The 24,699-nt window shown below is 72.1% G+C and carries 23 protein-coding genes and 2 pseudogenes; 11 read left to right on the top strand and 14 right to left on the bottom strand.

Annotated elements, in window-relative coordinates; genetic code table 11:
* Nucleotides 1-5 precede the first annotated feature (5 nt).
* The 11 genes from HF519_RS05255 to HF519_RS05205 all read right to left on the bottom strand — a co-directional run bounded on the left by HF519_RS05255 (nucleotide 6) and on the right by HF519_RS05205 (nucleotide 9,910).
* Nucleotides 6-851, bottom strand: coding sequence for an SWIM zinc finger family protein (locus HF519_RS05255; protein ID WP_169410631.1), 846 nt, complete (start codon nucleotides 849-851; stop codon nucleotides 6-8).
* Nucleotides 844-3,975: a DEAD/DEAH box helicase gene (locus tag HF519_RS05250; RefSeq protein WP_169410629.1), complete on the bottom strand. Its 3,132-nt coding sequence runs from the start codon at nucleotides 3,973-3,975 to the stop codon at nucleotides 844-846. The genes HF519_RS05255 and HF519_RS05250 overlap by 8 nt, the downstream gene beginning before the upstream one ends.
* A gap of 135 nt (nucleotides 3,976-4,110) precedes the next feature.
* Entirely contained in the window at nucleotides 4,111-4,419 is a 309-nt protein-coding gene (locus tag HF519_RS05245; protein ID WP_169410627.1) for a GNAT family N-acetyltransferase, read from the bottom strand.
* A 2-nt stretch (nucleotides 4,420-4,421) separates the two neighbouring features.
* Complete coding sequence (locus HF519_RS05240) at nucleotides 4,422-5,411, bottom strand: pirin family protein (protein ID WP_169410626.1); 990 nt, start codon at nucleotides 5,409-5,411, stop codon at nucleotides 4,422-4,424.
* Between the two features lie 189 nt (nucleotides 5,412-5,600).
* On the bottom strand, nucleotides 5,601-5,864 hold the full coding sequence (locus HF519_RS05235) for a hypothetical protein (protein ID WP_169410624.1): 264 nt from the start codon (nucleotides 5,862-5,864) through the stop codon (nucleotides 5,601-5,603).
* Nucleotides 5,864-6,538, bottom strand: a complete 675-nt coding sequence (locus HF519_RS05230; protein WP_169410622.1) for a hypothetical protein — start codon at nucleotides 6,536-6,538, stop codon at nucleotides 5,864-5,866. The genes HF519_RS05235 and HF519_RS05230 overlap by 1 nt, the downstream gene beginning before the upstream one ends.
* Nucleotides 6,539-6,566: 28 nt before the next feature.
* Entirely contained in the window at nucleotides 6,567-8,024 is a 1,458-nt protein-coding gene (locus HF519_RS05225) for an APC family permease (protein WP_169410620.1), read from the bottom strand.
* Nucleotides 8,021-8,212, bottom strand: coding sequence for a hypothetical protein (locus tag HF519_RS05220; protein WP_169410618.1), 192 nt, complete (start codon nucleotides 8,210-8,212; stop codon nucleotides 8,021-8,023). Before HF519_RS05220 ends, HF519_RS05225 begins: the two co-directional genes overlap by 4 nt.
* Complete coding sequence (locus HF519_RS05215; protein ID WP_169410617.1) at nucleotides 8,209-8,631, bottom strand: hypothetical protein; 423 nt, start codon at nucleotides 8,629-8,631, stop codon at nucleotides 8,209-8,211. Before HF519_RS05215 ends, HF519_RS05220 begins: the two co-directional genes overlap by 4 nt.
* 1 nt (nucleotide 8,632) lies before the next feature.
* Nucleotides 8,633-8,935 (bottom strand): hypothetical protein, encoded by a 303-nt coding sequence (locus tag HF519_RS05210; RefSeq protein WP_169410615.1) that lies wholly within the window; start codon nucleotides 8,933-8,935, stop codon nucleotides 8,633-8,635.
* A gap of 258 nt (nucleotides 8,936-9,193) precedes the next feature.
* A complete protein-coding gene (locus tag HF519_RS05205; protein WP_169410613.1) occupies nucleotides 9,194-9,910 on the bottom strand; it encodes a FadR/GntR family transcriptional regulator in 717 nt (238 codons plus the stop codon).
* Between the two features lie 201 nt (nucleotides 9,911-10,111).
* Between HF519_RS05205 and HF519_RS05200 the strand changes: the two genes are divergently transcribed.
* The 10 genes from HF519_RS05200 to folD all read left to right on the top strand — a co-directional run bounded on the left by HF519_RS05200 (nucleotide 10,112) and on the right by folD (nucleotide 21,599).
* Entirely contained in the window at nucleotides 10,112-10,999 is an 888-nt protein-coding gene (locus tag HF519_RS05200; protein WP_169410611.1) for a class II glutamine amidotransferase domain-containing protein, read from the top strand.
* Nucleotides 10,987-11,670: a GltB/FmdC/FwdC-like GXGXG domain-containing protein gene (locus HF519_RS05195; protein ID WP_169410609.1), complete on the top strand. Its 684-nt coding sequence runs from the start codon at nucleotides 10,987-10,989 to the stop codon at nucleotides 11,668-11,670. Before HF519_RS05200 ends, HF519_RS05195 begins: the two co-directional genes overlap by 13 nt.
* Nucleotides 11,670-13,082: an FMN-binding glutamate synthase family protein gene (locus HF519_RS05190; RefSeq protein ID WP_246242500.1), complete on the top strand. Its 1,413-nt coding sequence runs from the start codon at nucleotides 11,670-11,672 to the stop codon at nucleotides 13,080-13,082. Before HF519_RS05195 ends, HF519_RS05190 begins: the two co-directional genes overlap by 1 nt.
* Before the next feature lie 37 nt (nucleotides 13,083-13,119).
* Nucleotides 13,120-14,472: a type III glutamate--ammonia ligase gene (glnT, locus tag HF519_RS05185; protein WP_169410607.1), complete on the top strand. Its 1,353-nt coding sequence runs from the start codon at nucleotides 13,120-13,122 to the stop codon at nucleotides 14,470-14,472.
* A gap of 57 nt (nucleotides 14,473-14,529) precedes the next feature.
* Nucleotides 14,530-15,849, top strand: coding sequence for an FAD-dependent oxidoreductase (locus HF519_RS05180; RefSeq protein ID WP_312859912.1), 1,320 nt, complete (start codon nucleotides 14,530-14,532; stop codon nucleotides 15,847-15,849).
* Nucleotides 15,850-15,910: 61 nt separating this feature from the next.
* Complete coding sequence (locus HF519_RS05175; RefSeq protein WP_169410605.1) at nucleotides 15,911-16,162, top strand: sarcosine oxidase subunit delta; 252 nt, start codon at nucleotides 15,911-15,913, stop codon at nucleotides 16,160-16,162.
* Nucleotides 16,159-19,047, top strand: a complete 2,889-nt coding sequence (locus tag HF519_RS05170) for a 2Fe-2S iron-sulfur cluster-binding protein (RefSeq protein WP_312859911.1) — start codon at nucleotides 16,159-16,161, stop codon at nucleotides 19,045-19,047. Before HF519_RS05175 ends, HF519_RS05170 begins: the two co-directional genes overlap by 4 nt.
* Nucleotides 19,040-19,708 (top strand): sarcosine oxidase subunit gamma, encoded by a 669-nt coding sequence (locus HF519_RS05165; protein WP_169410603.1) that lies wholly within the window; start codon nucleotides 19,040-19,042, stop codon nucleotides 19,706-19,708. The genes HF519_RS05170 and HF519_RS05165 overlap by 8 nt, the downstream gene beginning before the upstream one ends.
* A 60-nt stretch (nucleotides 19,709-19,768) precedes the next feature.
* Entirely contained in the window at nucleotides 19,769-20,725 is a 957-nt protein-coding gene (purU, locus tag HF519_RS05160; protein WP_246242497.1) for a formyltetrahydrofolate deformylase, read from the top strand.
* Nucleotides 20,726-20,735: 10 nt separating this feature from the next.
* The gene (gene folD / locus HF519_RS05155) at nucleotides 20,736-21,599 is read left to right on the top strand and encodes a bifunctional methylenetetrahydrofolate dehydrogenase/methenyltetrahydrofolate cyclohydrolase FolD (RefSeq protein ID WP_169410601.1); all 864 of its coding nucleotides are present in this window, start codon (nucleotides 20,736-20,738) and stop codon (nucleotides 21,597-21,599) included.
* Nucleotides 21,600-21,661: 62 nt separating this feature from the next.
* Here folD and HF519_RS05150 read toward each other — a convergent pair.
* The 3 genes and pseudogenes from HF519_RS05150 to HF519_RS05140 form a co-directional block, all read right to left on the bottom strand.
* Nucleotides 21,662-22,263, bottom strand: a pseudogene (locus tag HF519_RS05150) (DinB family protein).
* A gap of 48 nt (nucleotides 22,264-22,311) precedes the next feature.
* Nucleotides 22,312-22,644, bottom strand: a pseudogene (locus HF519_RS33205) (MBL fold metallo-hydrolase); the annotation flags it as partial.
* A 30-nt stretch (nucleotides 22,645-22,674) separates the two neighbouring features.
* Nucleotides 22,675-22,830 (bottom strand): hypothetical protein, encoded by a 156-nt coding sequence (locus HF519_RS05140; RefSeq protein WP_169410595.1) that lies wholly within the window; start codon nucleotides 22,828-22,830, stop codon nucleotides 22,675-22,677.
* 544 nt (nucleotides 22,831-23,374) lie between these two features.
* Here HF519_RS05140 and HF519_RS05135 point away from each other — a divergent pair.
* Entirely contained in the window at nucleotides 23,375-24,523 is a 1,149-nt protein-coding gene (locus HF519_RS05135) for a hypothetical protein (protein ID WP_169410594.1), read from the top strand.
* Nucleotides 24,524-24,699: the final 176 nt, after the last annotated feature.

The raw sequence follows: 24,699 nt of genomic DNA, 5'->3' as shown, positions 1-24,699 counted from the left end.
CAGGCTCAGTCCGGCTGCTCGCCCAGCGCCCGGTAGGCGGGGCGGAGCAGGTCGGCGACGCGGTGCCCGCGGACGGCGATCGGGAACGCGGGGAGCTGGTCGAGCAGCGCGTCGGGCGGTGTCGGGCTCGACCCGATCCGCCCCACGTCGGCCAGTCCCGGCCCGGCGGTGAAGAACCTGTCGAGGCACTCGGTCAGGGGCGCGGCCTGGCTCTGCGCCGCAGTGTCCTCGGCCGTCTCGCCGCCACCGCGGCGGGCCCGGAGGTTGGCCAGCAGGGTCTCGCGGTCGCGGCCCCGCAGCGCCAGCACCTGGAACGGGTCGGCGTCGAAGCGCTCGGCGAGCAGGTAGAACACCGCGGCCAGGTGCTTGCACGGCACGGCGTGATCAGGGCAGGAGCAGTCCATGCTCAGGTCCCGCCCACCCGCCGGGAACAGGGCGAGCCCCAGCGAGCCGAACAACTGCTCGATCTCCGGCGGCATCCCCCCGGCCAGCAGTGTCGCGGTGTACCACGCGTCGTCGGCCAGCGCCTGCTCCACCGCGGCCCACTCGGTCTTGCCGTAGGTGGTGAGGCCGACCCGCACGCGGTAGGGCTCGGGCCTGCTGCCCTGCACCCGCGCGACGGCGGCACCCGCGTCGACCTGCAACTCGAGGATCTGCCCGGCCCGCGCGTAGGAGCGCCCGCGGGCCAGCCGGCCACCGACGCCGAGCGACTCCAGTACCTCGATGAACCGAGCCGACCACCAGGTCTGGGCGATGCTCCCACGGGTGCTGTGGATCTGGATGCCGCCCGCGACCCGGAGCGGCCTGCTGGGCGGGGCGTCGAGCCACCAGGGGCTGGGGGGCTCAGTCATCGACGGCATCCGCGCCGAGCGCGAAGACCTCGCGCAGCTCACCGGTGGACAGCTCGGTCAGCCAGGCCTCGCCGTCGCTGATGACCATGCCGGACAGCGCCTTCTTCGACTCGATCATGGTGTCGATCCGCTCCTCGACGGTCCCCGGGCACACGAACTTCCGCACCTGCACCGTGCGGTGCTGGCCGATCCGGAACGCGCGGTCGGTGGCCTGGTTCTCCACCGCCGGGTTCCACCAGCGGTCCAGGTGCACGACGTGGTTGGCGGCGGTCAGGGTCAGCCCGGTGCCGCCCGCCTTGAGGGACAGCAGGAAGATCGACGGGCCGTCCGCCGACTGGAACCGGGACACCATCTCGTCGCGCTTCGGTTTGGGTGTGCCGCCGTGCAGGTAGAGCACCTCCTGATCGAACCGGGCGGTCAGGTGCGGCACCAGCATGGACGCGAACTCGGTGAACTGGGTGAAGCACAGCACCTTGTCGCCCTCGGCCAGGATCTCGGCGAGGATCTCCTCGAGCCGGATCACCTTCCCCGATCGCCGGCCCAGCCCGGCGGCCCCCGAGCCGTCGTGCAGGAGCTGGGCCGGGTGGTTGCAGACCTGCTTGAGCTTGGCCATCGCCGCCAGCACGTTGCCGCGCCGGGCGATGCCGTCGGAGTCCTCGATCTTCTCCATCATGTCGTCGACCACGGTGCGGTACAGCGAGGCCTGTTCTCGCGTCAGCCGGTAGTGCTGGGTGATCTCGATCTTCTCGGGCAGGTCGTCGATGACCGTCGGATCGGTCTTGACCCGGCGCAGCAGGTAGGGCCGGGTGATGCGGCGCAGCAGGTCGGCCGCGTCGGTGTCGCCGTGGCGCTCGACGGGGATGGCGAACCGGGCGCGAAATCGCTGGGCCGTGCCGAGCACCCCGGGGTTGAGGAAGTCCATCACCGACCACAGCTCGGCCAGCCGGTTCTCCATCGGGGTGCCGGTGAGCGCGATCCGGTGCCCGGCCCGCAACCGGCGCACGGCCCGGGCATGCGTGGCGTGGCTGTTCTTGATGGCCTGCGCCTCGTCGAGCACCACGCGGCGCCACTCGACCCCGGCGAGCTCGTCGATGTCGCGGGCGGCGGTGGCGTAGGTGGTGACGACGAGGTCGCTGGCGGCCACCGCCGTGCCCAGCTCGCCGCCCCGCGCCCGGGCGCCGCCGTGGTGGACGTGCACGCGCAGGCCGGGCGCGAACCGCGCCGCCTCCCGCTGCCAGGTGCCGACCAGCGACATCGGGCACAGCAGCAGCGTCGGACCGCTCGCGCCGCCCGCGCGCTCGTGCGTCTCCAGGGCGAGCAGCTGAACGGTCTTGCCCAGACCCATGTCGTCGGCCAGGCACGCGCCGAGTCCGAGCGAGGACAGGAAGGCGAGCCACGACAGCCCCCGCTGCTGGTAGGGCCGCAGCGTCGCGCGGAAGTCCGGCGGCGGCTCCAGCGGGACCAGGGTGCGTTCGGCGGTGCCGGTCAGCAGGTCGCCGAGCCAGCCGTCGGCGTCGACACCCGTGACGGGCAGCGGGGTGTCATGATCGGCCGGATCGGCCTGGGCGAGCGCGAGGACCTCGGCCGCGGTCGGTGCGGGGCGCCCCCGGCGGGACCGGCGCAGGAACTCCAGCCCGGTGCGCAACCGGTCCTGGTCGACGGTCACCCACCGCCCACGAAGCCGGACCAGCGGCGCCTTCGCCGCGACCAGCTCGCTGATCTCCTCCTCGTCGAGCACCTCGTCGCCGACCGCGAGCGCCCAGCGGAAGTCGGCGACCTGCTCACGGCCGAGGCCGCCGCGGGTGACGACGCCGGCGGTCGCCGTGGAGCGGACGGACAGCCGCAGGCCCAGGCGGCGGCTGCCGTCCCAGCCCGACGGGAGCTGCACACCGAAGCCGGCGGCCAGTAGCAGCGCGGCACCCTCGGTGAGGAACCGGTGCGCGCCGTCGAGATCGAGATCGAGCGCCTCCGGGCGGGCCTGACGCAGCGCCGACTCCAGCGGCGGGTACACCAGGGCTGCCCGGCCGAGCTCGGCGAGCAGCAGCTCCTGCGGCGCCGCGATCAGCCGGCCGAGCGCGCCGGAGCCGCCGCTCCACACCCGCTCCGCGGGCACGAGCAGGCTCGGGTCCTCGGTCGACTGCAGCAGGAACTGCAGCTGCCAGCGGGTGCCGTCGCCGGTCTGGTCGGTGCCCGGCCCGTCCGGGTCGGCGGGGTCGTCCAGAACCCGGATCTCCGCCAGCCGGAAGCTCGCCCGGCCGGGGCCGGTGGGCTCGGTGCCGATCCGGTCCCACGGCGCGAGCGCCCGGGCCAGTTCCTCGAGCTCGCCGGGGTCGGCGTCGATGCCCGCGTCCGGGGTGGTGAGCGCGGCGAGCCAGGCCTCGGTCGCCGGCAGGCGGCGCGGGATGCGGCCGCGCCGCGGTGGCAGCAGGGCGACGGGCTCGTCGGCGCGGGCCAGCCGGTCACGGACCGCGGCGTCGACGAGGACCGCGACGGCATCGCGGACCAGAGCCGCGGGGTCCTGGCCGGTGCGCTCGGGGCCGGACCGGGGTACGCCACCCGTACCCGGCCCGCTCCCGCGGTGGGGGCGCTGTTCGGCCCGGCCGACCGGGGGCATCGCGGCGACCAGCGTGTCGAGCGCGACGGCGTCGAGTCCCTGGACCACGGGCCGCCAGCGCGCCTCCGGACCGGGTTCGCCGCGGGTCAGCGTGGGCGCCACCCGGCCGCGAGCGGCCAGATCGGCGGCGAAGCGGGCGAGCGCCCGCAGGTGCGCGACCGACGCGCCGTAGCGCGCCTCCTCGGCCGGGTCGTCGAGCTCGGCCGGGTCGACGACGACCGCGGGCACGGTCCAGGGCTGCAGGCTCGGGGCCGACCGGGTGCGCCCGACCCGGACGGAGCGGACGAGCTCGGGGGAGTCGAGCGGGCCGCTGCTGCGCGACGGCAGCAGCAGTGTCACGGTCGTCGGTTTGCCCGGGTGCAGCGCCGCGAGCTCGGAGGTGGGCAGCGCGAACGGGTGCGGCCGGGCCGACCGCAGGGATCGGCGGCCGGTGGTGGACGGGCGGGAACCGTCCTCGGCCCACAGCAGCAGACCGCGACCGGGGGACCAGAGCCCGTGCACGGCCAGCACCGCACCCCTCCTCCCGCCGCCGACGAGGGCCCAGGCTACGACGCCCCTCCGACATCCCGGGGCCTCGCCCGGGGGACGGTGTTCCGGTCGCCTCGTCGTGGATCTCCGACCGTCGTCCTCGGTGCCCCGGAGTGATCAGAGGTCGTAGCGGGACCGCTCCGCGACGAGGTCCGCGTAGCCGGGGTGCTTCGCGATCCAGCCGCGTACGAACGGGCACTCGGGCCGCACGGCCCACCCGCGGTCGCGCACCGTGTCGAGTGCGGCGCGGACCAAGGTGGAGCCCAGGCCCTGACCGGCGAAGGCGTCGTCGATCTCGGTGTGGGTGAAGGTGATCGCGCCGGGCCGGGTGCGGTAGGCCACGAACCCGGCGAGATCGCCGTCGACGCGGATCTCGAAGCGCGAGCGCTCGGGCACGTCGCGAACCGTCTGTTCCGGGGTGGCCACGGTCAGGATCCCGTCGATCCGCCGAGGCCGCCGTGCGGGACGTAGGTCGCCGGGATGACGCCGAGCTTGCCCTTCTGGTAGTCCTCGAACGCCTGGAGCACCTCGGCCTTGGTGTTCATGACGAACGGCCCGCCCCACGCGATCGGTTCCCGGATCGGCTGTCCGCCGAGGATCACCACGTCGAGCCCGGCCAGGTGGGACTCCTGCTTGACCGCGCCGGCCACGGTGATCACGTCGCCGGGGCCGAACACGGCGAGCTGCCCGGTGCGCACCGGCCGGCCCTCGGGGCCGACCGTGCCGGCGCCGGAGAGCACGTAGACCAGCGCGTTGAAGTCACGCCGCCAGGGCAGTCGCACGGTCGCGCCGGGGCTGACCGTCGCGTGCATCATCGCCATCGGCGTGTGCGTCGAGCCCGGGCCGCGGTGGCCCGCCAGCTCACCGGCGATCACCCGGATCAGTGCGCCGCCGTCGGGGGTCGTGAGCAGGACCGATTCACCGGCCCGCAGGTCCTGGTACTTCGGCTCCAGCCACTTGTCGGCCCTGGGCAGGTTCACCCACAGCTGCAGGCCGTGGAAGAGCCCGCCGCTCATCACCAGCGCCTCCGGTGGCCGCTCGATGTGCAGCAGACCCCCGCCCGCGGTCATCCACTGGGTGTCGCCGTTGGAGATCACCCCGCCGCCGCCGTGCGAGTCGGCGTGCTCGAAGGTCCCGTCGATGATGTACGTGACCGTCTCGAAGCCGCGGTGCGGGTGCCACGACGTGCCCCTGGGCTCGCCCGGGGCGTACTCGACCTCGCCCATCTGGTCCATGTGCAGGAACGGGTCGAGATCGCGCAGGTCGGCCCCGGCAAAGGCGCGGCGCACCGGGAAGCCCTCACCCTCGTACCCCGACGGCGCGGTCGTGACCGACCGGACGTGCCTGTCGACGTCGGTCGGCCCGGGCTCGGGCACGCGGGGCAGTGTCGTGACATCGGAGACGGTGACGGCGGGCATCGTGACCTCCACTCAAGCAGTTGAGAACGCAACTACTCCGCTCAACCGTACTCCTCCGCCCGCCATTCCTCGTGCCGGGCCGGCCGGCGTCCGGGAGCGTCGGTCCTGATGATCCCGGTGCTGCCCCTCGGTGACCGTCCCGATGTCAGCCCGGCCGGGCGTGATCGATCTCGACGGTGAACGCTGTGATCATTCGGATCTCGGGCGGGTGGCCGACACGCGGTACGCGGCCCACCGGTAGGCGTCCAGGACGCTGATGGCGTAGACGAACAAGCCGCCCGCGTAGCGGCCTGTGAAGGAGTGCTCAGGAGTGGTGAGCTGATAGGTGATCGTGCCGAGCAGCAGCATGTAGAACACGAAGATCAGGCCCCGCACCGGCGTGCGGTTGAGGACCTGGCCCACGCCCGGCAGGACGATCGCCACGCCGAGCACGAGGAGCGGCCGGGGCCGCATCAGGTCGGCTCGACGCGGCCGACGGCGAGCAGGTCGCCGATCCCGCTGACGGTGTCCAGCAGCTCTCGCAGGCCGTCGGGGCGGATCTGCACCGGCCCGAAGTCGGCGCGCCGCGCGGTCCGGTAGGGGCCCTGGGCGCCCTCGGCGAGCCGGCGGACCACCCGCACCCCTCCCGCCGTGAGGAGGACGTCCTTGGTCCGCGGGTCGTGCAGCAGCGGCGCCAGGAACTCGAGTGCGCCCGGCGCCGGGGCGGCGGCGGGGTCGGGGCTCGCGATCCGGACGTGTGAGGGGAACCCGGCCGGGCGCTCCAGCTCGTGGGCGAATCCCGCGTTGGGCGAGAAGAACTCGGTGCCCGACGGCCGGGTGAGGATGTCGAGCGGTGCACCGACGTCGAGCTCACGGTGCTGGGTGACGAGCAGCCAGAGCACCGGCAGCTTGCGTAGCGCGAGGGCTTCGACGACGGGCTCGAGCCGCACCGGGTGGCCGCGGTAGGTCCCGGTGAGCACCGGGTAGCCCAAGCCCTCGCGGTGCACCCGGGCCGCGTCCAGCAGGTGCCCCGCGTCGTCGAAGAGACTGCCCCGTTCCCGGCGCTCCCGGCGCACGTGGGAGAGCTGGAGCCGGGCGAGCACCCCGATGGCGGCCAGGGCGGCCAGCACCACGAGAGTGGTCGTCATCGGCATCGCCCCCCGGGGCCTGTCGTGCTCAGTAGCCCCGCGGGCGCGGCAGGTCGGCGGTGAACTGCGCCCCCCTCCGGACGTACTTGTAGCGCCGCAGCACGAACCACACCGACGCCAGGAAGTAGAAGGCGAGCATCGACAGCAGCGATGTGCCGTAGCCCAGGAACGTCGCGAAGAAGACCGTCCCGGACAACCCGATCAGCGCGATCGCCGGCGCGGGGTGGAACGGGAGGACATAGCCGCGGGTGATCGAGCCGATCGGCCAGAGCTTGCGGAACCGGATGAAGTTGGGCCCCATGAAGCTGTACATGAGCAGCCCGGACAGGATCGAGAACGTGATCACCGTGGCGAGCAGCGTCGGCTGGTTCAGCAGCACCGGGAGCAGGGCGAACGCGATCGCGACCGGGACCAGGAACACGATCGCCCGGAACGGGGTGTGGTAGCGCGGATGCACCGCGCCGAACCACTCGGGCAGGTAGCGGTCGCGCCCCATGGAGAACCACGCCCGGGAGGCGTCGTTGATGCAGCCGTTGGCCGACGCGAGGGTCGCGCACAGGGTGCCGAGCAGCAGCAGCACCACGAGCGCCCCGCTGCCGGTGACCCGCGCAGCGTCGAACAGCGGCGTGATGGCGGTGCCGAGGTACTGCCAGGGCAGCAGGCCGGCGCAGATGTACCAGGTCAGGGTCGCGGCGATGATCAGCGTCATCATCCCGGCCATGCTCCCGATCGGGACCGACCGCGGCGCCGAACGGCACTCCTCCGCCGCCTGCGCGGTCCCCTCGATGCCGAGGTAGTACCACATCCCGAACTGGAACGCGGCGATCACGCCGAGCCAGCCGTAGGGCAGGCCGTTCTCGAGCCGGCCGACCAGCCCGGCGAGCTGCAGCTCCCCGGCGGGGTTCCAGGCGCCGGTGCCGACGAACAGGATGAGGATCGTGAGAAAGGCGAAGCCGGTGATCACGAAGTTCAGCGACAGCGTCGCGAACACGCCGCGGTAGTTCAGCCACGCCAGAGCGAGGATCGCGAGGGTGGCGAACGGGTACGGCGAGAGCTCCTCGGTGCTGCCCATCAGGTTCGCCAGCGTGGTCAGCAGGTAGCTGAGCACGTTCGCGTTCGCGGCTTCGAGCATCGTGTAGGCCAATGTCAGGTAGAGCCCGACGTTGAACGCCATCAGCGGCCCGACGGTGTGCTTGGCCTGTGCGTACTGCCCGCCCGCCGCGGGGATGGCTGACGTGATCTCCGAATTGATCATCACGATGGACGTGTAGAGCAGGCCCACGACCCACGCGGCGATCAGAGCGCCGTACATGCCGCCCTTCTCCACCGCGAAGTTCCACCCCATGAACTCGCCGACGAGGACGATGCCGACGCCGAGGGCCCAGATGTGCATGGGGGAGAGGACCTTGCGGAGTGCGGGCCGCTCCGCCGTGGTCACCTCGTCGATCACGCCCGGCGTGGGCGGGTCGCTCGCCGCCGTACTCATGCGCGTCCACCTTCCGCGTCCCGTGCGCCGGCCCGCGGCTCGGCCGGCGTGTCGATCAGTTCGGCCGCGTTGATCAGCAGGTGCTCGTCATGGGTGCGTGCGACGCGGACCACGTCGAAGACGAGCCAGCCGGCGATGATCGCGCTGAGGATCCAGGCCACGAGTTCGAGGCCACCGGCGATCGTCATGCCGACCCACCTCCTTCCCCCGGGCCGAACTTCTCGTCGATCACCTCGCGGTACTCCCGGAACGAGGTGCGGTACACGAAGGCGAGGTACACCGCGAGGAGCGCGGCCGTACCGAGCAGCGCCGCGACGCTGAAGTCGTACTTGTCCGATCCGGCCTGGTTGGTCTCCACCGCGGCCGTCGCCCCCGCCAGGTCGGTGGCGCCGGAGTCGATCAGCTTCTGGAACTGGTCCCGCTCGGTCGCGGTGATCTCCAGTTCGGCGAGCTCGCGGGCCGGGGGCGCCGCCGGCGCGGACGCGGTCTCGGCCTCCTGGCCGAGGAAGGTCGTGACGAACAGCGTCGCGAAGATCAACACCAGGACCGTGGCGGCATCGAACAGCTGGCCCCGCTTGGACTGCACCGGCGGCTCGTAGTGCGCCACGTCAGGACCTCCCCCGCGCGCGCTCGTGCCGCATCCGGTCCAGGTTGACGATGTCCGGCCGGTAGACGAGGTCCTTGTTCGCCGCGTAGCGGCGCACCAGCGCGACCATCGAGGCCGTGTTGAACAGGCCGAGCAGCAGCAGTGACGCCACGAGCGCCACGACGATCCCCGGGCTGGGGGCGACGGCGCTCGCCACCGTCAGCACGAACGCGAGAACGCTCCACATGAGCGCCGTGAACGTCACGGCCAGGAGGCGGTCCCGCCGGGCCAGGGCGTCGATGCGCGACTCGATGGTGGATTGCACGGGCGTGGATTGCACGGGTGCCTCCGATCCCGCGGAAGGGGCGCCGGGCCGCAGGGCGGGGAGCACCTTCGCTCGAGAGCTGGGAGATCACGTCCGGGCCTGGTGGTGCACCCGGACTGCTGGCAGGACACAGCAACACCCGAGGTCAGGGGGTATGCCCCGGGTCAGTGGTTCGAGGTCCGGACCTCGAACCACGGGTCATACGACCATCGGGGTCGGACGTGTGTCAAGGGTCACGCAGCGGGAAGCCGGGCGGGATCAACCGGTCTGGGCGCCGCCGCTCTCGGAGCCGAAGACGATGTCCCGCAGCTGGCGGCGGGTGCGCTCGATGTGCTCGCGCATGGTGGCCGCGGCCGCCTCCTCGTCCCCGTCGCGAACGGCCTCGTAGATCTGCTGGTGGTCGCGTACGGACTCCTCGACCGGGTCGACGAACGGCAGCAGGTCGTGCGGGCTGAACAGCTCGCCGCGGGCCGACTGGATCGCGTTCTCCAGTCGGATGTTGCGGGCGGCGCGGGCGAGCCCGTCGTGGAACTGGGAGTCGGTCAACCGGAACGCGACCCGGCAGTCCGCCTGGCCGAGCTTCTTGATCGCCGTTCGCAGCCCGACCAGGTCCGACCGGTCGCGGCGGCGCGCCGCCAGCCGTGCGGCGTCGGTCTCCAGGGCGATGCGGAAGTCGATGATGTCGTCGAACTCGCCCGACTCGGTCCGCATCCGGGCCCGCCAGCGTTCGACCGGCAGCTGCAACTCGGTCACGTAGGTGCCGCCATGAGCGCCGCGGCGCACCTGCACGTACCCGTCGTCCTGCAGGATCTTGATCGCCTCGCGCAGGCTGATCCGCGCGACGCCGAGCTGGTCGGCGAGCTCGCGCTCGGCCGGCAGACGGTCGCCCGGCCCGACCTCGCCCCGGTGGATCAGGTTCCGGAGGTGCTCCGCGACGGCCTGCGTCAGCGTCAGGGAGGTGACGGTCCGGGCCATACCCCGAGGTTATACGCGCGATCGTCCCGCTCCGGGAGGGCGCCGTCGCACGTGCTCTTGACAACAACCCGGACCGGTGGTCGCATGTGAAAGGTCCTAAGTCCAGACCTTGAACGGAACTCGACCCACCGCGCAGCGACCGGAGGCCGACATCGGCGGCCCGTCACCGGCCTCGCGGGACGATCGGTGAAGGAGCGGGCCATGTGCGGGATCGTCGGTCTCCATCTGAAGACTCCCGAGCTGCACCCCCGGCTGGGTGAGTTGCTCGCCGCCATGCTCGACTGCATGTCGAGCCGGGGGCCCGACTCGGCAGGCGTCGCGCTCTACCGGGAACCCTCGGACGGCCGGCTCCGGCTCTCGCTGCGTGGCGACGGCCGGGATTGGGACGCGCTGAGCCGCGATCTCGCGGCCGACCTCGGCGCTGCGGTCGAGGTCGAGAACTTCGGCGACGCCGCGACGCTGGCCGCGCCCGGGGAGCCCGGCCGCGTGCTCGCGGCCCTGGAACGGATGGCGCCCGACATCGCGCTGGTCGGACACGGCCGGGCGATGGAGGTCGTCAAGGACGTCGGCCCGCCCCGGGACATCTGCGCGCACTACCGGGTCGGGGAGCGGGCCGGTTACCAGGGCATCGGCCACACCCGGATGGCCACCGAGTCGGCGGTCACCACCGAGCACTCGCACCCCTTCGCCCCGCGCGCCGACATGTCTCTGGTGCACAACGGCTCGTTCTCCAACCCGGCCACGGTCCGCCGCCGTCTGGAGCGCGAGGGGATCCACTGCGTCACCGACAACGACACCGAGGTGGCCGCCCGCTTCGTCGCCCACCAGGTCGACTCCGGCGCGGACCTGTCCGACGCACTGCGGATGGTGCTCAAGGAGCTCGACGGGTTCTTCACCCTCCTGGTCACGACCGAGACGCAGTTCGCGGTCATGCGCGACTCGTTCGCCTGCAAGCCGGCCGTGATCGCCGAGACCGACGACTACGTCGCCGTCGCCTCCGAGTACCACGCTCTGGCCGACCTCCCCGGTGTCGCCGACGCGACCGTGTTCGAGCCCGTCCCCGAGGAGGTCTACACGTGGACCAGGTGACGCTGAACTGCGCCGAGTTGACGACCCGCGAGGTCAACGCCGCGCTGGCCGCCCTCCCGGACGGATCCCGCGCCCGGATCCTCGAGCCCTGGGGCCGGCACAACCTGGCTGTCGGCCTGGTCAATCGCATCACCGTCGAGATCGAGGGCAACGCCGGCTACTTCATCGGCGGGCTCGGCGACGGGCCCGACGTCGTGGTGGACGGCTTCGTCGGCTGGTCGGCCGGGGAGAACCTGATGAGCGGCACGGTGCGTGTGCGCGGCAACGCCTCGGAGTGCACCGGCGCGTCGGCCCACGGCGGCGCCGTGATCGTCGAGGGCGACGCCTCGTCCCGCGCCGGCATCTCGCTCAAGGGCGGGACCGTGCTCGTCGGCGGGGACGTCGGGCACATGAGCGGCTTCATGGCGCAGGCCGGCGTGATGCTCGTGGGCGGTGACGCCGGGCACGCGCTGGGCGACTCGCTGTACGAGACCGTCATCTACGTCGCGGGCTCGATCGCCTCACTGGGATCCGACGCACGCGCGGAGGACCTCACCGACGACGACGTCCTCACGGTGAAGCAGCTCGCGGCCCTGGCCGGTTTCGACCACATCGACCCCGAGAACGTCACCCGCGTCGCGTCCGCCCGCCAGCTCTACAACTTCGACGCGCTGAAGGACCAGAGGTATTGATGACCGAGCTGTCGAGTGAGGCCCTCCCCACCCCCGGCCTGCGCAACGGGGCGGCCCGACACCCTGCGCCGGCGCTGCCGATGGACGCCCGGCGTGCCAGCCACTCCTACCCGCCCGAGGCGATCGCACAGATCCAGCGGATGGCCGAGGAAGGTCACTACGAGATCCGCGGCTGGGGCGCCAAGCGCAAGCTCCCGACGTTCGACGACCTCGTCTTCCTCACCGCGTCGGTCTCGCGGTACCCGCTCGAGGGCTACCGGGAGAAGTGCGAGACCCGCACCGTGCTCGGCACCCGGCATGCCACCAAGCCGATCGAGCTCGACATTCCCATCACCATCGCGGGGATGAGCTTCGGCGCCCTGTCCGCCGCGGCGAAGACCGCGCTGGGTCGTGGGGCCACCGCGGTCGGCACCTCGACGACGACCGGTGACGGCGGCATGTCGGAGGAGGAGCGGGCGGCCTCGCACCTGCTCGTCTACCAGTGCCTGCCGTCGCGATACGGGTTCAACCCCGCCGACCTGCGGCGGGCCGACGCGATCGAGGTCGTGATCGGCCAGGGGGCCAAGCCCGGCGGCGGCGGGATGCTGCTCGGGCAGAAGGTGAGCCGGCGGGTCGCCGACATGCGCACGCTGCCGCCCGGGATCGACCAGCGCTCCGCCTCCCGGCACCCGGACTGGGTCGGCCCGGACGACCTGCGCATCAAGATCGAGGAGCTGCGCGAGGCGACCTCGTGGGAGAAGCCGATCTACGTCAAGCTCGGCGCCACCCGCGTGGTGAACGACGTCAAGCTCGCGGTGGCCGCGGGGGCCGACGTGGTCGTGGTGGACGGGATGCAGGGTGGCACCGGCGCCACCCAGGACGTGTTCATCGAGCACGCCGGCATCCCCACCCTCGCCGCGGTCCGCCAGGCCGCCCAGGCGCTGCGCGAGATCGGCGTGGAGGACGAGGTGCAGCTCGTCGTCTCCGGCGGCATCCGGACCGGCGCCGACGCCGCCAAGGCGATCGCACTCGGTGCGACGGCGGTCTCGATGGGGGTCGCGCCGCTGATCGCTCTGGGCTGCAACAGCCGCACCTATCTGCGCGGCGGCGTCGAGCACGACGTGACGGCCGACTACCACGCGCTCGGGACCGAGCCCGGGTACTGCCACCACATGCACACCGGGCGCTGCCCGGTCGGCATCGCCACGCAGGATCCCGAGCTGGAGTCGCGACTGGACCCCGACGTGGGGGCGCAGCGCGTCGTGAACTACCTGAAGTCGGTGACGATGGAGCTGACGACCCTGGCCCGCGCGTGCGGCAAGTCCGACGTGCACAACCTCGAACCGGAGGACCTGGCGGCGCTCACGATCGAAGCGGCCGCCATGGCCGGAGTGCCGCTGGCCGGTACGAGCTGGATTCCCGGTAGTCCCTGAGCCGCCGCTACGTATCCCCCTCGACAAAGGAGTTGCCATGGGTGATGGGCGCGAGGACCTGCGAACACGCGCCGAGGAGGACGGGATCGAGTTCTTCCTCGCGATGTTCGTCGACCTGCACGGCAAGCCCTGCGCGAAAGCCGTGCCGATGGCCAGCTTCGATCTGTTGATGGACGGTGGTGCGGGGTTCGCCGGCTTCGCCGCGGGTGACCTCGGCCAGTGTCCGGCCGACCCCGACATCACAGCCATGCCCGACCCCGCGTCGTACACCCCGGTGCCGTGGAAGCAGGGAGTCGCCGTCCTGCACTGCGACCCGTACGTCGACGGCGAGCCGTGGCCCTACGCGCCGCGGGTCATCCTCAAGCGCCAGCTGGCCCAGCTGGCGGCGCAGCGCGGCTGGACGCTCAAGACCGGTGTGGAGGCGGAGTACTCGCTGCTGCGGCGCACCGAGGACGGCAAGATCGAGATCGCCGATGCGCTGGACTCCTCGTCGAAGCCCTGTTACGAGGTCAAGGGCCTGACCCGGATGTGGGACTACCTGTCCACCTTGTCGAAGCACATGAACAAGCTCGGGTGGGGCAACTACGCCAACGATCACGAGGACGGCAACGGGCAGTTCGAGAGCAACTTCGTCTACTCCGACGCGGTGACGACGGCGGACCGGACGATCTTCTTCCGCTACATGGTGCACATGCTGGCCCATGACGCCGGCATGACCGCGACCTTCATGCCCAAGCCGTTCAGCTCGGTCACCGGCAACGGGCTGCACATGCACCAGAGCCTGTGGACGCTCGACGGCGAGCCGCTGTTCGGTGACGACGCCGACCCCCTCGGGCTGTCCAAGACGGCCTACGCCTACGTCGGCGGCCTGATGGAGCACGCTCGGGCGAGCGCCGGGGTCATCTGCCCGACCGTCAACTCCTACAAGCGGATCGGGGTGGGGGCGCCGCAGTCCGGCTCCACCTGGGCCCCGGCCTACGTGGCCTACGGCGGGAACAACCGCAGCCTGATGCTGCGGGTGCCCGAGGGCGGCCGGATCGAGCACCGCGGGGTGGACGGCTCGGCGAACCCGTACCTGGCCTCCGCGGTACTGCTCGCGGCCGGCCTCGACGGCGTCGACCGAGGCCTCGACCCGGGGGAGCAGGTGACGGACAACCTGTTCGCGCTGCCCGCCGAAGAGGTGGCCCGCCGCGGCATCGTGCACCTCCCGAAGACCCTCGACCGTGCGATCGAGGAGCTGGTCGCCGACCCCGTGCTGCGCGCGGCGCTCGGGCCGGTCCCCGGTGGCGACTTCATCGACTACTTCGCCGAGGTCAAGCAGGCGGAGTTCGACGAGTACCACGCGACGGTGTCGGAGTGGGAGATCGACCGGTACCTCACGCTCGCGTGAGCGCGGACCCGATCGCAGCACCCCATCGCAGCACCGCAGAGCCTTAAGGATCCCCAGGTGAGCAGCTCGAACAACGGTACGGGCAATCGGAACGGCTCGCGCAACGGTCACCGGCCGCTGCGGCGGGGGCGGCGTTACTCGGCGTGGAGCCTGCTCCAGCACGGGCTCTCCGGGGCCGACTGGCCGGTGACCTTCCGCAGCCACCCCAAGCGTGACAGCTACGACGTGGTGATCGTGGGTGGTGGCGTGCACGGGCTCGCCACCGCCTACTACCTCGCGGCCAACCACGGGATCCGCAACGTCGCGGTGCTGGAGAAGAGCTACATCGGCTCCGGCGGGTCCGGGCGCAACACCGCGATCCTGCGGTCGAACTACCTGACGCCCGAGGGCGTGCGGTTCTACGACCGCTCGGTGAAGCTCTACGAGCACCTCGCCGCGGAGCTGAACTTCAACGTCATGTTCTCCCAGCGCGGCCACCTGACGCTGGCGCACAACGACGCCTCGCTGCGCACCATGCGGTGGCGCACCGAGGTCAACAAGCTGCAGGGCGTCGATTCCGAGGTGATCGGCCCGGACGAGGTCAAGAAGCTGGTGCCCTACCTGGACACCTCGAGCACAACGCGGTACCCGGTTCTGGGCGCGCTGTATCACCCGCCCGGCGGCATCATCCGCCACGACGCCGTGGTCTGGGGGTACGCGCGCGGGGCCGACGCGCACGGCGTGCACATCCACCAGAAGACCGAGGTCGTCGGCATCGACGTCGAGGGCGGCCGGGTCACCGGGGTGCGCACGGACGACGGTCACCGCATCGCGACGCCGGTCGTGGTCAACTGCACCGCGGGCTGGTCCACGCTCATCTCGGACATGGCCGGGGTGTCCATGCCGGTGCAGACCTTCCCGCTGCAGGCGGCGGTCACCGAGCCGGTCAAGCCGTTCCTGGACACCGTGATCGTGTCCGGCACGCTGCACGTCTACGTCAGCCAGACCGACCGGGGCGAGCTGGTGTTCGGGGCGAGCGTCGACCCGTTCGCGTCCTACTCCACCCGGGGTTCGCTGGAGTTCGCCGAGGGCGTGGCGGGCCACGTCCTGGAGCTGATGCCGGCGCTGTCGAAGATGCGGTTGCTGCGGCAGTGGGCCGGCCTGTGCGACATGACGCCGGACTACTCGCCGATCATGGGGCCCACCCCTGTCGGCGGCTTCTACGTCGACGTCGGCTGGGGCACCTACGGCTTCAAGGCCGGGCCCGTCTCGGGTGAGGCGATGGCCGACTGCATCGCGAACGAACGACCGCCCGAGATCATCTCGGCCTTCGGGCTCGACCGGTTCGAGGCCGGGCGCCTGGTCGGTGAGAAGGGCGCGGCGGCCGTGGGTCACTGAGCGGACGCCCGGCACGTTTCCCACCGAAGACCGGCACGACACACCACAGGGAGATCCACCGATGATGTTGCTCCCGTGCCCGTGGTGCGGGCCTCGCAACGCCAGCGAGTTCCGCTACGTCGGCGAGACCGGGCCGCGGCCCGATCCGACCACGGCCACCCCCGAGCAGTGGCGTCGCCACCTGTACTTCCACGCCAACCCCCGCGGCTGGGTGCGGGAGAGCTGGTACCACCGCGCCGGCTGCCGCCGCTACTTCGCCGCCGAGCGGCACACCGCGACCAACGAGGTCCGCAGTTCGGGAGGCCACTCGTGACGCAGGGATCGACGGCGACGGCCACCGGCGCCGCGATGCGGCTGGGCCCGCAGCCCGGCGAGGTCATCGACCGCAACCGCACGATCGAGTTCCGCTGGAACGGGCGCGCATACCAGGCGCATCCCGGGGACACGATCATCTCGGCGCTCGCCGCGGCCGGCGAGCGGGTGTTCTCGCGCAGCTACAAGTACCACCGTCCCCGGGGTCTGCTCACCGCGGACTTCCTGGACCCGGGGTGTCAGCTGCAGGTCGGGGACGAGCCCAACGTGCGCGCGGCGCACCGCCTGGTCGAGGCGGGCATGGACGTCCGCTCGCAGAACACCTGGCCGTCACTGAAGTTCGACGTCAAGGCCGTGAACGGTCTGGCCGGGCGGTTCCTGGCCACCGGCTTCTACTACAAGACCTTCATCAAGCCCGAGCGGCTGTGGCCGGCCTACGAGCGGGTGCTGCGCAAGTTCGTGCACGCCGGTGAGGTCTCCCCGGACACCGAGCACGGCTACTACGACAAGCGTTACGCCCACCCGGACGTCCTGGTCACCGGCGGCGGCCCGGCCGGCATGGCGGCTGCAGTGGCGGCGGCGCGCGCCGGGGCCCGGGTGTTGCTGGTCGAGGAGGAGCACCACCTCGGCGGGCACCTGCGGTGGGGTGACGACACGGCCCGGGCCGTGCGCGCCGAACTCGCCGAGCAGGTGCGGTCCGAGCCGGGCATCGAGGTGCTGACCGACTCCGTCGTCGTCGGGCGCTACGACGACAACTGGATCGGGGTGATGCAGCGGAACCTGCCGCACGTGGTGGAGCGCCTGGTCAAGGTGCGGGCCAAGTCCTTGGTCGTGGCGCCCGGGCTGGTCGAGCGGCCCTACGTGTTCACCGGCAACGACCTCCCCGGCGTGATGCTGTCGACCGCGGCTCGCCGGCTGATCAACCTCTACGCCGTCAAGCCCGGCGAGCGCGCCGTCGTGCTCTCCGCGAACCCGGAGGGCGACGCCGCCGTCGCGGACCTGCAGCGGGCCGGCGTGGAGATCGCGGCCGTGGCCGACGCCCGGCGGGGGCAGCGGGTGGTGCGTGCGCGCGGCCGCGGCGGGGTGCAGTCCGTGGAGCTGGCCGACGGTTCCCGGATCGACTGCGACCTGCTCGTCACCGCGGTCGGCTGGACCGCGCCCACCTCGCTGCTCAACATGGCCGGGGCCCGGCCGGTCTACCGGCCCGAGGTGGCGCGTTTCGTACCCGACCCCGCGCACACGCCCGATGGCGTTCTGGCCGTCGGCGGGATCGCCGGGGACGGGACGCTCGACCAGCTCCGCGAGCATGCCGACGCGGTGGGCCGGGAGGCCGCGCGCCGAGCCGCGCAGCTCGCCCACCGGCTGCACGGGGCGCTGCCGACCCGGCCGCGCGACGCCGCGCCGCAGCCCGCTCCTGTCACGGACCCGGTGCCGATACCCGAACTGCCGCTCGCCGAGCACCCGGAGTTGTTCTTCTCCACCCACGGTTTCGTCGACTTCTCCGAGGACGTGTCGTCCAAGGACCTGGTCACGGCGGTGAAGGAGGGCTACGACTCCGTCGAGCTGGTCAAGCGCTACACGACGGCCACGATGGGCCCGGCCCAGGGCAAGCTGGAGACGGTCAACACCGTTGCGATCGTCGCCGCGGCAACCGGACGCAGCATCGCCGAGACCGGGACCACGACCTGGCGGCCGATGTACGCGCCGGTCACGTTGGGTGCGCTGGCCGGCCGTAGTTTCGAGCCGATCCGGCACTCGCCGATGCAACCCTGGCACGAGCGGCACGGTGCGACCCCGCTCGTCGCCGGCCAGTGGATCCGGCCCGAGCACTACGGCGATCCCGCCGCGGAGGTCCGGACGGTGCGCAGCGGCGTCGGGATCATCGACGTCACCCCGATCGGCAAGCTGGACCTGCGCGGGCCGGACGTCGCGAAGCTGCTGAACCTGCTCTACGTCAACAAGTGGTCGAAGCTCGACATCGGGCGGGTGCGCTACGGCGTGATGTGCGCCGACGACGGGGTCGTGCTCGACGACGGCGTCACCGGCCGGCTCGGCGACGACCACTACCTGATGAGCACGACCTCCTCCGGGGCGGCGACGGTCTGGGAGTGGGTGGAGAACTGGCTGCAGACCGAGCACCCGGACTGGCAGGTCCATGTCACCCCGGTGACCACGGCGTACGCGAGCATCAACGTCGCCGGACCGCGCTCCCGCGAGCTGCTCGGCCGGCTCACCGAGGGCGTCGACCTGCGCCCCGAGGCGTTCGGCTACATGAACGTGCGGACCGGCACGGTGGCCGGCGTGCAGGACTGCGTGCTGTGGCGCATCGGGTTCACCGGTGAGCTCAGCTACGAGATCCACCTCCCGGCGTCCTACGGCCTGCACGTGTGGGAACGGCTGATCGAGACCGGCGCCGATCTCGGTGTGGTGCCGTTCGGGGTGGAGGCGCAGCGGATCCTGCGGCTGGAGAAGGGCCACTTCATCGTCGGGCAGGACACCGACGGGCTCACCCAGGGCTACACCGCGGGGCTGGGCTCGCTGATCAAGCTGGACAAGGCCGACTTCGTCGGCAAGCCCGAACTGGCCTGGCAGGCCGAGCGCGGGGGCTACCCGCAGCTGGTCGGGCTGCTCCCGGTGGACGGGGACGTGGTGCCGCCCGAGGCCAGCCAGATCATCACCGGTGGCGGGCACATCGCCGGACGGATCACCTCGAGCCGGATGTCGCCGACGCTCGGCCGGGCGATCTGCCTGGGCCAGGTCGACTCGGGGCTCGCCGAAGCCGGCACCCGGGTCACCGTCCGGCTGCCCGACGGCCGGGACGTCGAGGCCGTGATCACGGCCCACCATGCACAGGTGGACCCGGAGGGGGAGAGGCAACGTGTCTGATGCCGACCGCAGCGCCGATGGCCCGACGGTCACGATCGCGCGCAGCCCGATCGCAGCACCCGAGCCGTTGGTGCCCCACCGCGGCTGGGAGGTCAGCGGACGGCGCAGCGCCGCCGCGCTGACGATCACCGATCTCACGCCGCTGGCCAAGGTCGCGGTGCGGGCGCCGATGGACGGGGCCGTGCAGCGCGCCCTCGGAGCGCCGTTCGGGCGCGCCGCCCGCGACGGTGCCCCGGCGCTCGACGGGACGCTCGTCGTCGGCTCCGGCCCGGGGGAGTGGCTCGTGCTCGCCCCGGTGGGAACGGCCGGCGAGGTGCGCGAGCAGTTGGCGGGGATCGTCACGGAGGCCGGGGAGTTCGGTACGGTCGTCGACCTGACGCACGGCCGGGCGCTGCTGCGGCTGCGCGGCGAGGCGAGCGCCGATCTGCTCGCCAAGGTGTGCGCGGTCGACCTCTCCGACGCCGTGACCCCGGACGGCGCGGCGTTCCGCTCGTCGGTCGCCAATCTCGTCACCGACGTCGTGCGTGACGACGCCGGCGGCGTCCGGTCGTACCTGCTGCACTGCGAGCGGTCGTCCGGCCAGTACCTGGCCGCCGCACTGCTCGACGCGGGGGCCGAGTTCGGCATCGACGTCGACGGGTTCCGCGACCCGGGGATCTGAGCAACCGTCCGTCTCGACCCCCCGACCCGTCCCGGCCGCCCGCCGGGACGGCCACCCAGCATGGCCGCACTCGATGGGGAGATCATGAGCCAGACGATCGCCGAGTATCCGGTCGATCCCCGGCCCGGCCCGGTCCGGCGCCCGGATTCCCGCAACGGACGTGCCGAGGACATCGGCCGGCTGTTGGTCTCGTGCGCGGACGGACCCGGGATCGTCTCGGCGATCACCACGTTCCTGCACACCCGCGGCGCGAACATCGTGCAGTCCGATCAGGACTCGACCGACCCGCGTGGTGGACGGTTCTTCCAGCGGCTGGTGTTCCACCTGCCGGGGCTCGCCGAAGCGCTGCCGCGCCTGGAACAGGAGTTCGCCACCGAGGTGGCCGGCCGGTTCGCGATGACGTTTCGGATGCGGGATGCGGCGGTGCCGACGCGGGTGGCGTTGTTCGTCTCGCGCTACGACCACTGCCTGCTGGACCTGCTGTGGCGGTGGCGGCGCGGCGAGCTGCCGATCCAGGTGGTCCAGGTCGTCTCCAACCATCCGGACCTCGCCGACGACGTCGAGTCCTTCGGGGTCCCCTACGCACACATCCCGGTCGCCAAGGCGACGAAGGCAGAAGCGGAGGCGCGGCAGCTGGAGCTGCTGGCGGGTCGGGTGGACCTGGTGGTGCTGGCCCGCTACATGCAGATCCTCTCCGGCGACTTCCTGGACCGGATCGGCGTGCCCGTGATCAACATCCACCACTCGTTCCTGCCCGCGTTCGCCGGGGCCGGGCCGTACGAGCGGGCCAAGGAGCGCGGCGTCAAGCTCGTCGGCGCGACGGCGCACTACGCGACCGAGGACCTCGACGAGGGCCCGATCATCGAGCAGGACGTCGTGCGTGTCTCGCACCGGCAGAGCGCCGCCGATCTGGTTCGCCGCGGCGCGGACATCGAGCGCAACGTGCTGGCCCGCGCGGTCGGCTGGCACTGCGAGGACCGAGTGCTGGTCAACGGCCGCACCACCATCGTCTTCTGAGGAGGCCGGCGTGGTCGCAACGATCATCGACGGGAAGGCCGTCGCAGCCGAGCTGCGCGACGAGGTGGCCCGCGACGTGGCCACCCTCGCCACGGCGCCCGGGCTCGCCACCCTGCTGGTCGGGGACGACGAGGCGTCGGCGATCTACGTGGCGAACAAGCGGCGCCAGTGCGTCGAGGTCGGGATGCGGGACCTGCATCGGCACCTGCCGGGCGACATCGGGCAGAACGAGCTGGGCGCGCTGATCGACGAGCTCAGCGCCGACCCCGACGTCACCGGGATCCTGCTGCAGCTGCCGCTTCCGCCACATCTGGACGCCGCCGCGCTGCTCGCGCGCATCGACCCGGACAAGGACGTCGACGGCCTCACCGAGATCAGCGCAGGCCGGCTCGCGCTCGGCAAGTCCGGGCTGCGCCCGTGCACCCCGTCCGGGGTGGTGCTGCTGCTCGACCGGGCCGGGGTGCAGATGGAGGGCGCCGAGGCGGTCGTGGTGGGCCGGTCGAACCTGGTGGGCAAGCCGCAGGCCCAGCTGCTGCTGGAGCGCAACGCCACCGTCACGATCTGCCACTCGCGTACCCGTGACCTCGCGGCCGTCTGCCGCCGTGCGGACATCGTGGTGGCCGCGGCCGGGGTGCCGCGGATGCTCGGGCCGGACGCGATCAAGCCGGGCGCCACCGTCATCGACGTGGGGATGCACCGCACCCCGGACGGGCTGTGCGGCGACGTGGACACCGACGCCGTGCGCGCCACGGCCGGCGCCATCACACCCGTCCCCGGCGGGGTCGGCCCGATGACGATCGCGATGCTGCTGCGCAACACGGTGACCGCGGCGCAGCGCGTGGCCGGCGGCCGGGCTCAGGACGCGTTGCGCTGAGCCCGTACCAGGCAGGCTCCGCAGGCCCGGGTGATCTCCGCCCTGTCGCGGAGCTGCCCTGATCAGGTGGTCGCGGTGGGCACCGCGTCCGCCCCGTCGGCCGGGGTCCAGGGCTTCATCCACGGCGTCTCCGGCCAGCCCTCGACCGCGGCCATCAGCGGGTAGGCGGTGGCCCCGTCGACGGACTCGCGAACGATGTCGGCGTGCCCGGCGTGCCGGGCGGTCTCCTCGATGACGTGCAGCAGCACCCAGCGCACCGACCACGCCTCGATATCGTCGGGGAACCACGGCACCCCCTGCGGGACCGGCACGGGCTGCCCGAGATCGGACACCCCGGCCACCGCCTCCTCGGTCTCGGCGGCGACCCGGTCGTAGAAGGCCAGGACATCGGCCAGGGTCTCGTCCGGGCCGAGCGTGAAGCCGTCGAGGTACTGATCCTCCCCGGTGTCACGGTCACGCTGCAGCATCGTGTCGATCCAGCCGCGCTCGGTGTGCGCAACGTGTTTGATCAACCCGCCGATGGTGAGCGTCCCCGCCGTGGTGCCTGCCGGGCCTGCTCGTCGGTCAGGCCGTGGGCGGCGATGCGCAGCGCGAGGCGCTGCTGGGCGAGGAAGGCGAGCAGGCCTGCGCGCTCGTCGGCGACCGGGCCGGGCATACCGGGCATGGGGCCCTCCTTCGGGTGCTTCTCCGGGGCCCGGCCGGACGGCCGGGCCACGAGGACGGCCGCGCCGCCACCGTGGTCGGGATGGGCGTGCGTCGACACGATCCGGGTGACGTCGGACGGGCGCTTTCCCGTCGCGGCGAGGCCCGCGACGATCCGCGGTGGGGCCGGCTTCGGGCCGGCGTCGACCAGGGTCACCGATCCGTCGTCGTCGACGAAGGCGAACGAGTTGATCCGGTCCGAGCCGAGTGTCGGGATCCGCCAGGCGCCCGGGGCGAGCTCGGTCGCTGGGGATGCGCCATGCGGGCGGAGCCTAGCCCAGTCCCCCGCCGCCGGCCGCTTCCCCGGCAGGATCCGGGGTGCGGACCGGCCCCGTCGAGCCACTCATCCGCCTGGGGAAATCGAGCTGAGGTGTCAGCGGTAGGCGGCCGCGTCGACGGTGAATCGAATGAACTCTCCGGTTGCCCAGCAGTCGGCGCCGTTTCTCACCCCCACGGAGGCGCGGCCCGGCGCGGTGGAGCCGCCGACCAGCCACACCAGCAGCTTGCGCAGGCGGCACGGCGCAAACATCGGGGGACGCAGGAGGGGACGCGGTGGCGGCGTGCTCCGCGTGGGTGCCCGATGCTCGAATCGGGGATCGCCGACCGGGAGCGCTGCGACGGGTTGTGCCGGGCGGCGGCACGATGGGGAGATCCCCGGCGAGCCTTCCCAACCGACGTTCCACACGCTGAGGCGCACCCGCCCGCTGTCGGTTTCGGTGCGGTTGAGCAACGCGGTCGTCGCTGACCAGCGGATTGGTCACCTTCGGCGAGTCAAGGTCAGCCGTTGATGTCTCATCGAAGGTGAGCAATTTCGTGAGGATCTGGTGGACGACATGGTCCCGGCGTCCTCGGGCGCCGAATAGCCGCCGACTCAAGGGAAGCTGCACTGTTCTCATCGGATCCGGTCCTGTCCGGTAGTCGGATGAGCCCGACCGGGCCAAGCCGGTTGGGGGGCCTCGTCCCGGGGGGCTGACGAAATCGTGCAGGGCCCCGCCAGATCCTGGCCTGCGCGCTCCGGCGCCGGCCGCCCGGCGCGCGCCAGATTCGGTGCTCGGGCCAGGATAGGGGCAGTCATGACGGGGACGGCAGGGAGCAGCAGGAGCATCCTGGAAGGCCGGGGAGAACGTTCGGGGAGGCGGTCGGGAGGGACTCGCACTCTTCTGATCGGGCTCGTCGCGGACCCGGGTTTCGCCACCGAGATCGCCCACCGGCTGGCCGAGGAACTGCCCGGGGCACTCGCGGAGCGGTCGGGGTACCGGCTGCACTGCCGCGTCACCGTGGTCTCGGAGACGCTCTCTCGCGGCGAGGGCGAGCGGATCATCGACCTGGCGGCCCAGCGGCGGGCCCGCGAGGGCTGGGACTTCGTCGTCTGCCTGACCGACCTGCCTCTTTCGGCGAATCAGGGCTACCTCGTGGGCGATCTGAGTAGGCGGGCGAACGCAGCGGTGGTTTCCGTCCCCGCGCTGGACATGCTGCGGCCTGCCGAGCAGGCCCGCGACATCGTGGTCCGGCTGATCCTGGAATGGGCCGGTGAGCTCCCCGCCGACAGCGGAGACCAAGAGATCGAGGGCGGCGGCGTAGGGGTGCGGTCCGGAGTCCAGCCGGTAGCGCCCACCGACGAGGACATCGACGTCGAGTACGCGGCACCGGCGGGCAGGTTGCGGCTGCTGGTCGGGATGGTCCGAGTCAACCGGCCATGGCGGTTGGTCTGGGGGCTCCGCAACGCGGTCGCCGCGGGGTTGGCCTCCGCGGCGTTCGGGCTGGTCTCCAGCGTGGTGTGGCAACTCAGCGGAGCGATGAGCGCCCTGCGGCTCGGGATCGCCACAGTGGCCTCGCTGGCGATGATCGTGTTGTGGCTCATCCTCAACCACAACCTGTGGCAGCACGCCGACCGACGCGACCGCGTCGAGTACCGGCAAGTGCGGCTCTACAACGCCGCCACCATGCTCACACTGGTTATCGGGTGCGGCGTTGCATACGTCGTGCTGCTGGCCGGCTCGTTGGCCACCGGGTGGTTCGTCGTGGTCCCGCAGGTGCTCTCGGCGGTCATCGGCCACCCGGCCCACGTCTCGGACTACCTCCGGCTGGCCTGGCTGGTGTCCTCGATCGGCACGATCGGCGGCGCGCTGGGTTCCGGGCTGGAGTCCGAGGACTCCGTACGAACAGCGACATACGGCTCCCGAGAACGACACCGGCCACCGCGGGAGCCCCAGCACACATGAGACGCCGTTCACGACGTCTCTGGCAAGTGCGACGTGCAGAAGGCTCCCCCAGGGGCGGAACCGAGAGCCGAACGACACGCCCGGCGTCCTGGATCAGGACAGATGGTGGTCGCGCGCGACCGACGAGGCCAGACTGGGCCCGCCCGGCAACGCGGCCGGGCGCGGGTCGATCTCAG

The sequence above is a fragment of the Pseudonocardia bannensis genome, assembly GCF_012911875.1.
Lineage (GTDB): Bacteria > Actinomycetota > Actinomycetes > Mycobacteriales > Pseudonocardiaceae > Pseudonocardia > Pseudonocardia bannensis.
Note: the sequence above shows the minus strand (reverse complement) of the source record. Positions and strands in the feature narration are given on the sequence as shown.